The 11,931-nt window shown below is 70.5% G+C and carries 12 protein-coding genes and 1 pseudogene; 7 read left to right on the top strand and 6 right to left on the bottom strand.

Annotated features, from left to right (window positions below; genetic code table 11):
• The first annotated feature begins 8 nt into the window (after positions 1-8).
• The 3 genes from ACUDP5_RS14775 to ACUDP5_RS14765 are packed head-to-tail and all read left to right on the top strand — an operon-like array spanning position 9 to position 2,781.
• Complete coding sequence (locus ACUDP5_RS14775; RefSeq protein WP_263915104.1) at positions 9-1,322, top strand: MHS family MFS transporter; 1,314 nt, start codon at positions 9-11, stop codon at positions 1,320-1,322.
• Positions 1,319-2,470 carry a thiolase family protein gene (locus ACUDP5_RS14770; protein ID WP_445656423.1) on the top strand — a complete coding sequence of 384 codons (1,152 nt, stop codon included), beginning with the start codon at positions 1,319-1,321 and terminating at the stop codon, positions 2,468-2,470. The genes ACUDP5_RS14775 and ACUDP5_RS14770 overlap by 4 nt, the downstream gene beginning before the upstream one ends.
• A complete protein-coding gene (locus ACUDP5_RS14765) occupies positions 2,467-2,781 on the top strand; it encodes a zinc ribbon domain-containing protein (protein WP_445656422.1) in 315 nt (104 codons plus the stop codon). The genes ACUDP5_RS14770 and ACUDP5_RS14765 overlap by 4 nt, the downstream gene beginning before the upstream one ends.
• Positions 2,782-2,844: 63 nt before the next feature.
• Here ACUDP5_RS14765 and ACUDP5_RS14760 read toward each other — a convergent pair whose 3' ends face one another.
• The gene (locus ACUDP5_RS14760; RefSeq protein ID WP_263915101.1) at positions 2,845-4,209 is read right to left on the bottom strand and encodes a S41 family peptidase; all 1,365 of its coding nucleotides are present in this window, start codon (positions 4,207-4,209) and stop codon (positions 2,845-2,847) included.
• A 39-nt stretch (positions 4,210-4,248) separates the two neighbouring features.
• Positions 4,249-5,070: a redoxin family protein gene (locus tag ACUDP5_RS14755; RefSeq protein WP_445656421.1), complete on the bottom strand. Its 822-nt coding sequence runs from the start codon at positions 5,068-5,070 to the stop codon at positions 4,249-4,251.
• Between the two features lie 154 nt (positions 5,071-5,224).
• On the opposite strand from ACUDP5_RS14755, the pseudogene ACUDP5_RS14750 reads away from it, so the two are divergent.
• The 4 genes and pseudogenes from ACUDP5_RS14750 to ACUDP5_RS14735 form a co-directional block, all read left to right on the top strand.
• Positions 5,225-5,461: pseudogene (locus ACUDP5_RS14750) on the top strand (2-nitropropane dioxygenase); the annotation flags it as partial.
• A gap of 152 nt (positions 5,462-5,613) precedes the next feature.
• Complete coding sequence (locus ACUDP5_RS14745; protein ID WP_263915093.1) at positions 5,614-6,408, top strand: amino acid ABC transporter substrate-binding protein; 795 nt, start codon at positions 5,614-5,616, stop codon at positions 6,406-6,408.
• A 70-nt stretch (positions 6,409-6,478) separates the two neighbouring features.
• On the top strand, positions 6,479-7,132 hold the full coding sequence (locus ACUDP5_RS14740) for an amino acid ABC transporter permease (protein ID WP_183005576.1): 654 nt from the start codon (positions 6,479-6,481) through the stop codon (positions 7,130-7,132).
• A 25-nt stretch (positions 7,133-7,157) separates the two neighbouring features.
• The gene (locus ACUDP5_RS14735) at positions 7,158-7,910 is read left to right on the top strand and encodes an amino acid ABC transporter ATP-binding protein (RefSeq protein WP_263915130.1); all 753 of its coding nucleotides are present in this window, start codon (positions 7,158-7,160) and stop codon (positions 7,908-7,910) included.
• 54 nt (positions 7,911-7,964) lie between these two features.
• Here the strand turns inward: ACUDP5_RS14735 and ACUDP5_RS14730 are convergent, their stop codons facing one another.
• The 4 genes from ACUDP5_RS14730 to ACUDP5_RS14715 are packed head-to-tail and all read right to left on the bottom strand — an operon-like array spanning position 7,965 to position 11,894.
• Positions 7,965-8,771 (bottom strand): ABC transporter ATP-binding protein, encoded by an 807-nt coding sequence (locus ACUDP5_RS14730; RefSeq protein WP_445656420.1) that lies wholly within the window; start codon positions 8,769-8,771, stop codon positions 7,965-7,967.
• Positions 8,768-9,826, bottom strand: a complete 1,059-nt coding sequence (locus ACUDP5_RS14725) for a FecCD family ABC transporter permease (protein ID WP_445656419.1) — start codon at positions 9,824-9,826, stop codon at positions 8,768-8,770. The genes ACUDP5_RS14730 and ACUDP5_RS14725 overlap by 4 nt, the downstream gene beginning before the upstream one ends.
• Positions 9,823-10,827 (bottom strand): FecCD family ABC transporter permease, encoded by a 1,005-nt coding sequence (locus ACUDP5_RS14720; RefSeq protein WP_445656418.1) that lies wholly within the window; start codon positions 10,825-10,827, stop codon positions 9,823-9,825. Before ACUDP5_RS14720 ends, ACUDP5_RS14725 begins: the two co-directional genes overlap by 4 nt.
• Entirely contained in the window at positions 10,824-11,894 is a 1,071-nt protein-coding gene (locus tag ACUDP5_RS14715; RefSeq protein ID WP_445656417.1) for an ABC transporter substrate-binding protein, read from the bottom strand. The genes ACUDP5_RS14720 and ACUDP5_RS14715 overlap by 4 nt, the downstream gene beginning before the upstream one ends.
• Between the last annotated feature and the right edge of the window lie 37 nt (positions 11,895-11,931).

The raw sequence follows: 11,931 nt of genomic DNA, 5'->3' as shown, positions 1-11,931 counted from the left end.
GAAACAGCATGACGTTGGCATACCAAGGGGCGGCGCGCAGCGCCGACGAAGAAGCCCGCAGAAAGCGCACGCGCAAGGTGGTGATGGCGTCCGTGGCCGGCAACGCGATGGAGTGGTACGACTTTTTCATCTACGGCACGGCGGCGGCGCTGGTGTTCGGCGAGCTGTTCTTTCCCAAGGGCACCGACCCGCTGCTGGGCACCATGGGCGCCTTCGCGGGTTTTGCCGTGGGCTTTCTGGCGCGGCCGCTGGGCGGCGTGGTGTTCGGCCACATCGGCGACCGCTATGGCCGCAAACTGGCGCTGGAATGGACGCTGGGCATCATGGGCGCGGCCACCTTCCTGATTGGATTGCTGCCCACCTATGAACAGGTGGGCCTGTGGGCGCCGGCGGCGATGGTGCTGCTGCGCATCCTGCAAGGCGCGGCGGCCGGCGGCGAATGGGGCGGCGGCGTGCTGCTGATCAGCGAGGCCGTGGGCGGCAAGCGCCGCGGCTATTTCTCGTCGTTCAGCCAGCTGGGCGTGGCCGGCGGCTTCGTGCTGTCGTCGGGCGTTTTCATGCTGGCCCAGCAACTGCCGCAGGACGACTTCATGAGCTGGGGCTGGCGCCTGCCTTTCCTGCTGAGCGTGCTGATCTTCGGCGTGGGCCTCTACATCCGCAAGCACATTCCGGAAAGCGAGGAATTCATTCAGGCCACCAAGACCGCCAAGCGCGGCATGCCGGCCGTCGAAGTGTTTCGCCGCTATCCGCGCCAGGTGTTCACGGCGATGGGACTGCGGGTGGCGGAAAATGGCGGTTCGTACATTTTCCTGGCGTTCGCGCTGGCCTACGGCAAGTTCCTGGGCATTCCCAACGACGTGATGCTGGGCGGGGTACTGGCGTCCATGTTCATCGAACTGGGCACGCTGGTGTGGTTCGGTCATCTGTCCGACCGCATCGGGCGGCGCACGGTCTACCTGATCGGCTCGGCCGGGCTGGCGCTGGCGGCGTTTCCGTTCTTCTGGCTGGTGCAGACCAAAGAGCCTATTTGGATCTTCCTGGCGTTCTTCATGGGCAACACCGTGTGCCACGCGGCCATGATCGGCACCCAGCCGGCGTACTTTGCCGAACTGTTCCCGCCCGAAGTCCGCTACACCGGCCTGGCGCTGGGTCACGAACTGGCCTCGGTGTTCGCAGGCGGCCTGTCGCCGCTGATCGCCATGGCGCTGCTGCGCAAGTATGAATCGGCCACGCCGGTGGCGTGGTTCCTGGTCGGCATGGCGGTCATCACCGTCATCACCTTGCTGCTGACGCGTGAACCGCCGCGCGAGGATTCGGCATGAGCCCCAAGCCCGCCAGGCCCGGCATTGTCGGCGTGGGTGAAACCCCCGCGCTGCGTCACCCCGGGCCGGATATCAGCACGGCCGGGCTGATCGCGCAGGCCGTACGCCTGGCGCTGGACGACGCCGGGCTGCGGCCGGCGGACGTCGATGGCCTGGGCCTGGCCTCGTTCACCTTGCGGCCCGACCGCGCCATCGACCTGGCCTGGCGCCTGGGGCTGACGCTGGGCTGGTGCATGCAGGACGAAATGGGCGGCGCCAGCGCCATCAATATGCTGCGCCACGCCTGGCTGGCCTTGCAGGCGGGGCAGGCACGCACCATTGTCCTGGCGGCGGGCGACCATTTCACCGGCGCCGATTTCGCGTCACTGGTGCGCGGCTACAACCGCAGCGCGCAGGACTACCTGAGCCCGCTGGGCAGCGCCGGCCCGAATCCACTGTTCGCCATGCTGACGCAGCGGCAGATGGCGCAGACCGGTTTGCGGCGCGAAGACTACGGCGCGCTGTGCGTGGCGCAGCGTGCGTGGGCGGCCGACAATCCCAACGCCGCCTATCGCCAGCCATTGACGCTGGCGCAATACCTGGACGCGCCGATGGTGGCCGCGCCGCTGGGGCGGATGGACTGCGTGCCGGTCGTCAGCGGCGCCTGCGCGCTGGTATTGCAGGCGCAGCCCAACGGCGTGCATGTCACGCTGCGGGCCAGCGGGGCGCGCTACAACGGCGACCAGCAGGAAGGCGATGGCCTGGTCACCGGCATCGCCGACTTCGCGCCCGCGCTGTGGGGCGACGCGGGCTTGGGGCCAGACGATATGGATGTGGTGGGCGTGTACGACGATTACCCGGCGATGGCCGTGGCGCAATTGTGTGACCTGGGCCTGGCGCCGGCCGATGACCTGCCGGGCTTCATCGCCCGCCGCATCGCCACGCGCGCGCTGCCGGTCAACACCGCGGGCGGACAGTTGTCGGCGGGGCAGGCGGGCACGGCGGGCGGCATGCACGGGCTTGTGGAAGTGGCGCGGCAACTGCTGGGCCGTGCCGGCGCGCGGCAAGTGGCGGACGCGCGTCATGGCGTGGCCACCGGCTATGGCATGGTGCAACTGCGCTACGGCATGTGCGCCAACGCGGCCGTGCTGGCCAGGGAGGGCGCATGAGTTTCAGCGTGATGGCGTGCACGCAATGCGCGCACCGGGTGTATCCGGCCCGGCTCTGGTGCCCGGCCTGCGGGCACGACCAGGCCAATGAGGTGATGGTGGACGAGGCCGAACTGCTGGCCTGGACCCGCGTGCCGGGGGCTGGGGACGAACGCGACCGCCTCATCGCCACCGCTCAGGCCTTGCCACAGGGCCCGGTGTTGGTCGTGCGACTGGATGCCAAGGCAGGGCACATTGGACAACGCCTGCGGCTGATGACAAAGGTCGAGCAGGGCGTGGCCCTGCCGTGGGCCGAGCCGGTTTCCGGCTAGTCATCTGGCGCGGCCCGCGGCGGCGTCTGAATCCGCGCTTGTCGCGGGCCGGCGCCCAGCCGCCTACTTCAACGCCGTCAACGCGGCGAGCAGGGCAGGGTCGCTGTTCGCGGGCGCCGATGCCAGCGCCGCGCGTAGGCGTTCAGCCATGTCGGCATTGAAATCGGCCGCGACGTCGGCGCGCAAGGACATCTTTCCCGTGGCGGCGTCTATCAACAATTGCGGCGTCACGCCCGCGCCCTCCAGCCGCGCGCCGTTGGCCCGATGCACGCGCGCACTGGTCACCACCAGCGCGCCTTCGTTCGCGGGCAGCGGCAGCACGGTCTGTATGGTCCCCGCGCCGGCGGTCTTTTCGCCGATCACCAGTGCGCGGCCGTGGTCCTGCAATGCCGCGGCCACGATCTCGGCGCCTGCGCCGGTGCGGCGGTCGACGATCACCACCACCGGCACGTCATGCGGCAGCAGGCTGTCGCGCGCCACCAGCGCGCGTGAATCGGCGGGCGTGCGGCCGTACAGGTTGCCGATCCGCGAACCCTTGCGCAGCATCACGCCGGCCACCTGCTCGGCCACGTCAAGCAGCCCGCCGGCATTGCCGCGCAGGTCCAGCACCAGGCCGCCCAGCCGCGAGCCGGCGCGTGCGGCCGCGGCGTCCAGCGCGGCCCGCAGTTGGCTGTCCGTCTTGCTGTCAAAGGCCGCCAGCGTGACGACGGCCACAGCGCCGTTCATGTCCCAGCGCACCGAGGGCGGGGCCTGCACCGGGCCACGCACGGGCTGCACGGTAAGGAGGTCCGGGGCCCCCGGCCGCTGGATGCGCAATGTCGGGCGGGTGCCCGTCGCGCCGCGCAGCAAGGCCACCGCTTCGGACAGCGGCAGGCCGGCCGTGGCACGGCCGTCGATGTGGCTTATGACGTCGCCCGTGCGCAGGCCGGCGCGTTCGCCAGGCCCGCCGGGCAGGGGACGCATCACGGTCAAGGCGCCGTTCTGGATCGACAGTTCCAGGCCGACGGACGCCGGTGGCGGCGCCAGCTCGGCCGCCGTGGCGACCCGGCTGTAGGCATCCAGGCTGGCCATCATGCCGCGCAGCGCGGCATTCAGCGCCGCCGCACGCGGCGGGCCATCAGCAAATCGCAGGATCTGGTCGGCCAGGATGCGGCTTTGCTCGGGGATATCGGCGGCCAGGCCTTCGGCGGTCACGGCCTGGTCGATGGCGGCCTTGCGTGCTGCGTCGGCTTCGCCGGGCAAGACTGGCAGGGCCCGCAGGCCGTGCATCGCCAAGGCGCGGGTATCGACCGGGTCCACGTACTGGTTCAGCAGTTGGGTCAGGGCCGCCGTCAGCGTACCTTCGACCTGCTCGCGCGGCTGGGCGCTGGCGGGCGCCGTCCACGCGGCCAGGCCGGCCGCAAAGAGGGCAATCGCCGATCGTCGCATGATGAGTCCGAGGGTCCTTGGCATGCCATTCGTCCCAGGTCAGGGGGCTACGGCCGGGCGGATCGCCTCCAGCCGCTGTGCCAGCGTGGCGCTGGACAGTTCACCGACCCGCACATCCATCAACCGTCCGTCGGCATCCAGGAACAGCGTGGCCGGCAGGCCGCGATTGCTCATCGTGCGCGACGCTTCGCCGGCCGGGTCCAGCAAGGCGTTGGTCAGTGACGGCGCATGCTGATCCAGATATTGCCGCACCGCGGCGGACGTTTCGCCCTGGTTCAGGAAAACGAAGTGGATATCGGGGTTGGCGGCCTGGGCGCGTTCGAAGGCCGGCATCTCGCGGCGGCACGGCGGGCACCAGCTGGCCCACAGATTGACCACTGTGGGCTTGCCCTGGAAGGCAGCCAGGGCGGCGGGCTTGCCGTCCAGGTGCTGCAAGGCCACTGCGGTCAGCGCGGGCTGGGGCTGTGGTGTGGGCGCCAGCAGTTGGCCGCCGATCAGCCAGGTGGCCGCGGCCAGCGCCAGCGCACCCAGCAGCGCCGGCCGGGGCGCCATGGCCCGCAGTGCGGCGTAGGCCACATAGGCGCAGGCGGCCGCCAGCCCGACCATGCCCGTCCAGCCGCCGTCGCGTATATCCAGCGCCTGGATCGGGTCTTGCAGAATATGTTCGCGGGTCTGCCACAGGAAACCCAGGCGCGCGGCGACCAGGCCGATCACCAAGGCGCGCCACAGCACCGTGCTGATGTCCGGCGCACGCTTGCCGCCGAACAGGCGCGCGGCCAGCAGACCGACGGCGCCGGCCACGATCAGCACGGCCAGCTCGGTGGGAAAGACCAGGGGGCCCAGGCGGATGGCGGGGCTCATGCGGCGAGCTCCGGGCGCGTGGCCGGGAGGCTGGCAAGCGGAGGGGGGCTGCGTCGTGTCATGCGCCCAAGCCTAGCATGACCGGCCGGGGCGAGCCGTCACGTCCGGCGGCGGCCGCAAAGCCCTTGCGCGCAAGCGGGTCGCAGCGGCTTTCGAACAAGGGCCGATGAGCGCCGTAGCCCCGGCTTTTCCGCTGGCCACCGGCGCGGTCGACCCGCTGCGCGCAGCCGTCGAAAAGACCGGCAGCGACGAGTTCTCGCTGTTGTGGTCGGGCGAGGCTGCTGCGCTGGCGCAGGAAACCGACGCCCAAGCGTTGACTCGCCAACTGTGGGACGACGCGCTGGACGGTGCGGCGGGCCTGCGTGCCGGGATGGCGGCCCGGGCGGGCTGAGCCTGGCCGCCAAGGGCCGCTGCGGTGCCGATATGCCGCTTGCCTGAAACACATATTTCCAGGAACGCTAAAATACCGGCTCGCGGCTTCTGTCGATCCGGACGGCGAGCCTCCCGGCATTCTTCATCCCTGCGCTTCGCGCGCCCATAAATATGAAAAAACTGACTGCTGTTCTTCTCGTGTCCGCAACCACGATGCTGACCGCCTGCGGCCCGTCCGACAACGCGCCCGCCGCCGCCGGCGCGCAGGCCCCGGCCGCCGCCCGCAAGGTCGTGGTCGGCCTGGACGACAACTTCCCGCCCATGGGTTTCCGCGACGCCAGCAACCAGATCGTCGGCTTTGACATCGACATGGCCAAGGAAGCCAGCAAGCGCCTGGGCATGGAAGTCGAATTCAAGCCCATCGACTGGAGCGCCAAGGAAGCCGAACTGAACGGCAAGCGCGTCGACGTGCTCTGGAACGGCCTGACCATCACCGAAGAGCGCAAGAAGAACATCAGCTTCACCGCGCCGTACATGGCCAACCACCAGATCATCATCGTGGGCAACGCCTCGCCCGTGAAGGTCAAGGCCGACCTGGCCGGCAAGGTGGTCGGCGCACAGGATGGCAGCAGCGCCACCGACGCCATCGCCAAGGACCCGGTTGCCGGCAGCATCAAGGAAGTCAAGAAGTTCGGCGACAACGTCACGGCCCTGATGGACCTGGCCGCCGGTCGCCTGGACGCCATCGTGGTCGACGAAGTGGTGGGCCGCTACCTGATCAGCAAGCGCGCCAATGAATACCGCGTGCTGGACGAGAACTTCGGCACCGAAGACTACGGCGTCGGCGTGCGCAAGGACGACACCGACCTGCTGGCCAAGCTGGACAAGACCCTGGATTCGATGAAGCAGGACGGCACCGCCGGCCGCATCGCCACCCAGTGGTTCGGCGCCAACATCATCAAGTAATTCCCCTTGAAACGCCCGGGCCGCATGGCGGTCCGGGCGTTTTGCAGTTCTACGGCGCGAACCTTCCCGCATGGACTATGTAATTTCCCTTCTGGGTCCCCTGGCGCAAGGCGCCAAGGTGACCTTGACGCTGTTCTTCATCACCCTGGCGCTGGCGGTTCCGCTGGGCCTGGTGCTGGCGCTGCTGCGCATTTCGAAATGGACGCTGGTCAGCCGGCTGGTCAATGGCTACATCTGGCTCATGCGCGGCACGCCGCTGATGCTGCAGATGCTGTTCATCTATTTCGCCTTGCCGTTCGTGCCGGTGGTGGGCGTGCGCCTGCCCGACTTTCCGGCGGCGGTGGTGGCGTTTGCGCTGAACTACGCCGCGTATTTCGCCGAGATCTTCCGCGCCGGCATCCAGTCGGTGGACCGGGGCCAGTACGAAGGCAGCAAGGTGCTGGGCATGACCTACCTGCAGACGCTGCGCCGCATCGTGCTGCCGCAGATGGTGCAGCGGGTGCTGCCGCCCATGAGCAACGAAACCATCACCCTGGTCAAGGACACGTCCCTGATCTACGTGCTGGCGCTCAACGACATCCTGCGCACCGCGCGCGGCATCGTGCAGCGCGACTTCACGACCACGCCGTTCCTGGTGGCGGCCGCCTTCTATCTTCTGATGACGCTGGTGTTGACGTGGTTCTTCCAGCATATGGAAAAGCGCTATGCCAAATACGACCAGTAATCCGTCCGCCGGCGCGCGCCACGCCATGATCTCGGCCCGCGGCATCGTCAAGTCGTTCGGCGCCAACCGGGTGCTGGACCAGGTGTCGCTCGAACTCGGCAAGGGCGAAGTGGTGGCGGTGATCGGGCCGTCCGGTTCGGGCAAGAGCACCTTCCTGCGCTGCCTGAACCACCTGGAGACCATCGACGAAGGCGCCATCGACGTCGAAGGCGAGGCCCTGGTCAGTGCCGTCCCGGGCGGACGCAGCCAGTACGCCAGCGACGCCGACGTGCGCCGCATCTGCCGCAAGATGGGCATGGTGTTCCAGTCGTTCAACCTGTTCCCGCACATGACCGTGCTGCAGAACATCATCGAAGCGCCCATGATCGTCAAGGGCATGGCGCGCGCGGCCATCGTGCCCAAGGCCGAGGAACTGCTGCGCAAGGTCGGCCTCTTGAACAAGCGCGACAACTATCCCACGCGCCTGTCCGGCGGCCAGAAGCAGCGCGTGGCGATCGCCCGCGCGCTGGCGATGGAACCGGACATCATGCTGTTCGACGAGCCCACGTCGGCGCTGGACCCCGAACTGACGGGCGAAGTGCTGCGCACCATGCGCCAGCTGGCCGACGAGCACATGACCATGCTGGTCGTGACCCACGAAATGGGTTTTGCCCGCGAAGTCGCGCACCGCGTGATCTTCATGGACGAAGGCCGCATCGTCGAAGAGGCGCCGTCGGCGGAATTCTTCCGCGCGCCGCAGCATCCGCGCAGCCGGGAATTCCTGGCGCATATGCTGTAGGGCGACAGGGCGGGGCTGCGACCCCGTCGTCGCCGTCGTCGCCTTACGGCGCGTTCAAGCCCGGCCGCCGCGCCGGGGCACGATCATCGGGCTGCCGGTCTCCGGATCGGGCAGCACCCGGCAATCCAGATCAAACACCTGTTGCATCGCGGCTTCGGTCACCACCTGCCGCACCTCGCCCTGCGCGGCGATGCGGCCGGACCGCATCATCACCACCCGATCGGCATAGCGAAAGGCCAGGTTCAGGTCATGCAGCACCACCACCAGCGTGCGGCCGGCCTGGTGCAGGCGCGCACACAATTCCAGCAGGTCGATCTGGTGGCGGATATCCAGGAAGGTCGTGGGTTCGTCCAGCAGCATGATGCCGGCATCCTGCGCCAGCACCAGCGCCAGCCAGGCCCGTTGGCGCTGGCCGCCCGACAGCGTGTGCACGGGATGGTCGGCCAGGTCTGCCAGGTCGGTGTCGGCCAGCGCCGCGTCGACCGCCGCGGCATCGGCCGCCGACCACTGGCGCAGCAGCGTCTGGTGCGGGTAGCGGCCGCGCGCCACCAGGTCGCGCACGCTGATCATTTCGGGGGCAACCGGGTTTTGCGGCAGGTAGGCCAGGCGCCGGGCCACCGCCTTGCGGCGCAGCGTGGCGAGGTTGGCGCCGTCCAGCCAGGCCTGGCCCCGGGTGGGCGCCAGCGCGCCGCCCAGCACCCGCAGCAAGGTCGATTTGCCGCAGCCGTTGGGGCCCACCACGGCCGTGAAGGCGCCGGGTTCGATGGCCAGCGACAGCCCCTGCAGCACGGCGGTATCGCCGTACGACAGGTCCACCTCTTGCAGCTGCAGCGCAGAGGCGCCGGGAAAAGCATCGTTCACGTTGTCGCCTTGCGCCATTCGAGCACCAGCAGGAAAGCCAGATAAACACCGCCGATGCCGGCGGTCAGAACGCCTACCGGCAGGCCGTTGGGGCCGGCGGCGCGGGTCAGAAGATCGGCGGCGGCCAGCAGCACCGCGCCGGTCAGGGCGGCCAGCAGCGGCTGCGGGCCGCTGGCGCGTACCCCACGGCGCGCGATCTGCGGCGCGGCCAGGGCGATGAACGCGATGGGGCCGGCCACCGCCACGGCGGCCGCCGCCGCCAGCACGGCCACCAGCGTCGCGGCCAGGCGGCTGCGCGCCGGCGATGCGCCCAGCGCCTGCGCCAGGTCGTCGCCCATTTCCAGCAGGCGCAGCCGGGCGCACAAGGCCAGGCCCAGCGGCAGCAGCACCGCGCAAGCCACGCTGATCAGCGCCACGTCGTGCCAGGTCTTGCCGGCCAGGTTGCCGTTCAGCCACGTGGCCGCCAGGTAGGCTTGCTCGCGCCGCAGGTTGGACAGCCCGAATTGCACGAACGCGAAGGCGATGGCGCCCACCGCGATGCCGGCAATCACCATGCGCTGCGGCGCGGCAAAGCCTGCCCCGGACCCGAACCAGACCCCGGCGGTCGCCAGCAGGGCGCCGGTGGCGGCGCCCCAGGCCACCGGCATCAGGCCGGGCCAGACCATGGCGACGGCCACCGCGCCCGCGGATGCGCCGGCGGTCAAACCGATGACGTCGGGGCTGCCCAGCGTATTGCGGGTGAGGCTTTGGAACAGCGCGCCCGACAGGCCCAGTGCGGCCCCGGCGCCCAATGCCGACAGGGCGCGCGGCAGGCGCACGGTGTGTACCAGCCATTGCTCCACGGCGCTGCCGCCGCCCCACAGGGTCTGCCACAGCGTGTGCCAGGACAGGGTCGGGTCGCCCGTGCGCAGCGTGGCGGCCAGCAGGGCGGCCGCCATCACGAACAGGATGGCGCCATAGGCCAGTGCGCGCGGCGCCAGCGGCCACGCCAGCCAGCGGCCCGCGCGCAGCATCGGCGGGGGGGCAGGCACGGACGCATGAGTGGGCGGCGTCATGCCAGACTCCGGCCACGGCTGCGTAGCGCCGCCAGCAGGAACGGTGCACCGATGAAGGCCACCACCACGCCCGTCAACAGCTCGGCCGGGGCCCGCAGCACCCTGGCCAGAATGTCCGCCACCAGCATCAGCAGCGGGCCCAGCACCACGCAATAGGCCAGCAGCCAGCGCAGGTCCGGCCCGGCGTAGCGGCGCGCGATGTGCGGCACGGCCAGGCCGACAAACGCAATCGGGCCGGCCGCGGCGGTCGCGGCCGCGGCCAGGATGGCCACGCACAGCAGTCCCAGCAGGCGGTACAGGCCGGCGCGCAGCCCCAGTGCCTGGGCCAGCGCCTGGCCCAGGGCCAGCAGGTTGAGTGGCCGTGCCAGCGCCGCTGCCAGCAGCAGGCCCGCGCCGATATAGGGCGCGGCGCGCCGCGCGGCGTCCAGGCTTTGCCCGGCCAGGGACCCGACCGCCCAGAAGCGGTAGGCATCGAAGATATCGCTGCGCAGCAGCGCCACGGCCTGCACATAGGCGAACAGCACGGCGTTGACCGCCGCCCCGGCCAGGATCAGCCGTACCGGCTGCAGGCCGCGGCCGCCGGCGCCGATCAGGTAGACCGCCGCGGCGGCAGCCAGCGCGCCGGGCAGGGCGGCCCAGAAGGGGTGGGCGGGCAGGCCGCCGGCCATCAGCGCCACCGTCACGATCGAGGCCGCCGCGCCCGCGTTCACCCCCAGCAGGCCGGGCTCGGCCAGCGGGTTGCGGGTCAGCGCCTGGATCAGCGCGCCGGCCACGGCCAGCGCCGCGCCGGTCAGCAGGGCCAGCAAGGTGCGAGGAATGCGCGAGGCCACCACCAACGCGGCATAGCTGTCGTCGGGCCGCAGCAGGGCCTGCCATACCGCGCCGGCCGACAGCCCGCGTGAGCCGATCCACAGGCTGGCCAGCGCGGCGGTGGCCAGCCCCATACAGGCGGCGAGCCACACCAGCGCGCGCAGGCGCGTGGGCCGTGGCGCCTGCGTCATCGGCCGGCCCCGCCGCTCTGCGCCCGCTGCGCCGCCTGCGCCAACTGCGGCGCCAGCCGGTCCAGCATCCAGGCCACCGCCAGCGGCGTGCCCGACGACGACGCCATGACCAGCGCCGGATCGCTCAGCGCCACATAGGCGCCGCGCCGCACCGCGGGAATCGACGCGTAGAGCGGCAGGGCGCCGGTGCGGTCGCGCTCTTCGGGGGTGTAGAACCACGACACCAGGATATCGGCGTCGCCCAGCGCGTCGGCATGTTCGAAGCCCAGGTAGTGCGCAAAGTGGCCCGCGCTGGCCCGCAGGCCGCGCACGGACGGGGCCAGCGTCAGCCCCATCGCGCTCAGCGTGTCCACGCGCGGGTCGCCGGCCACATAGGCGGCGAAATTGCCCGAGCCCAGATCGGCTCGCACGTAGGCAAAGGTCTTGCCGGCCAGCTCGGGATACTGGCGGGCCGCCTGTGCCAGGGCGTCGTGAATGCGGGCCTTGAGCGCATCGGCCTCGGCGCGCTTGCCCAGCGCGGCGGCGATCAGGTCGATCTGCGTGTCCACCGGCGTCAGGAAGGGCTGGTCGGGGTAGGCCACCACCGGCACCAGCCGGGACAACTGCGCGTAGGCCTCGCGGCTGACGCCCGAAAAGGGCGCCAGCACCACGTCGGGCCGCAGCGCGATGATCTTTTCGATATCCAGTTCGGGATAGACCGTGATGCGTTCGGGCAGCGGCTGCCCCTGGGCCTGGATGGCTGCGCGCACCCAGGGCCAATAGTGGTCGGCATCGCCGCCCCAGTCGGCCCGGCTGGTGCCCACCGGCACCACGCCCAGCGCCAGCGCCAGGTCGTCGGCCCCCAGGCCCAGCGTGACCACGCGGCGAGGCGGCGCGGCAATGACGGCCTGGCCCAGGGCGCTGTCGATCGTGACGGGAAAGCCGGCAGGTGAGGCGGTAGGCGGCACCGATCCTGCGCCCGGCGCAGGCGGCGCCCGATCGCACCCCGCCAACCCCAGCACCCACGCCGCGGCAAGCGCCGCGGCGACCCGGCGCCACGGCGCCGTATTCCCCAGATTCAAACGCATCGCGGCGCTGTGCTCCTTGGCGTGTCGGTGGCTTGCG

The organism is Achromobacter sp. NCFB-sbj8-Ac1-l (assembly GCF_052695805.1).
The sequence above is the reverse complement of the archived record's forward strand: the minus strand, read 5'-3'. Positions and strand labels throughout refer to the sequence as shown.

Bases quoted from the DNA above. Each gene is read 5' to 3' on its own strand.
- ACUDP5_RS14775 (WP_263915104.1), top strand. From the start codon at position 9: ATGACGTTGGCATACCAAGGGGCGGCGCGCAGCGCCGACGAAGAAGCC.
- ACUDP5_RS14760 (WP_263915101.1), bottom strand. From the start codon at position 4,209: ATGCGACGATCGGCGATTGCCCTCTTTGCGGCCGGCCTGGCCGCGTGG.
- ACUDP5_RS14725 (WP_445656419.1), bottom strand. From the start codon at position 9,826: ATGACGCCGCCCACTCATGCGTCCGTGCCTGCCCCCCCGCCGATGCTG.
- ACUDP5_RS14740 (WP_183005576.1), top strand. From the start codon at position 6,479: ATGGACTATGTAATTTCCCTTCTGGGTCCCCTGGCGCAAGGCGCCAAG.
- ACUDP5_RS14720 (WP_445656418.1), bottom strand. From the start codon at position 10,827: ATGACGCAGGCGCCACGGCCCACGCGCCTGCGCGCGCTGGTGTGGCTC.
- ACUDP5_RS14765 (WP_445656422.1), top strand. From the start codon at position 2,467: ATGAGTTTCAGCGTGATGGCGTGCACGCAATGCGCGCACCGGGTGTAT.
- ACUDP5_RS14755 (WP_445656421.1), bottom strand. From the start codon at position 5,070: ATGAGCCCCGCCATCCGCCTGGGCCCCCTGGTCTTTCCCACCGAGCTG.
- ACUDP5_RS14715 (WP_445656417.1), bottom strand. From the start codon at position 11,894: ATGCGTTTGAATCTGGGGAATACGGCGCCGTGGCGCCGGGTCGCCGCG.
- ACUDP5_RS14735 (WP_263915130.1), top strand. From the start codon at position 7,158: ATGATCTCGGCCCGCGGCATCGTCAAGTCGTTCGGCGCCAACCGGGTG.
- ACUDP5_RS14770 (WP_445656423.1), top strand. From the start codon at position 1,319: ATGAGCCCCAAGCCCGCCAGGCCCGGCATTGTCGGCGTGGGTGAAACC.
- ACUDP5_RS14745 (WP_263915093.1), top strand. From the start codon at position 5,614: ATGAAAAAACTGACTGCTGTTCTTCTCGTGTCCGCAACCACGATGCTG.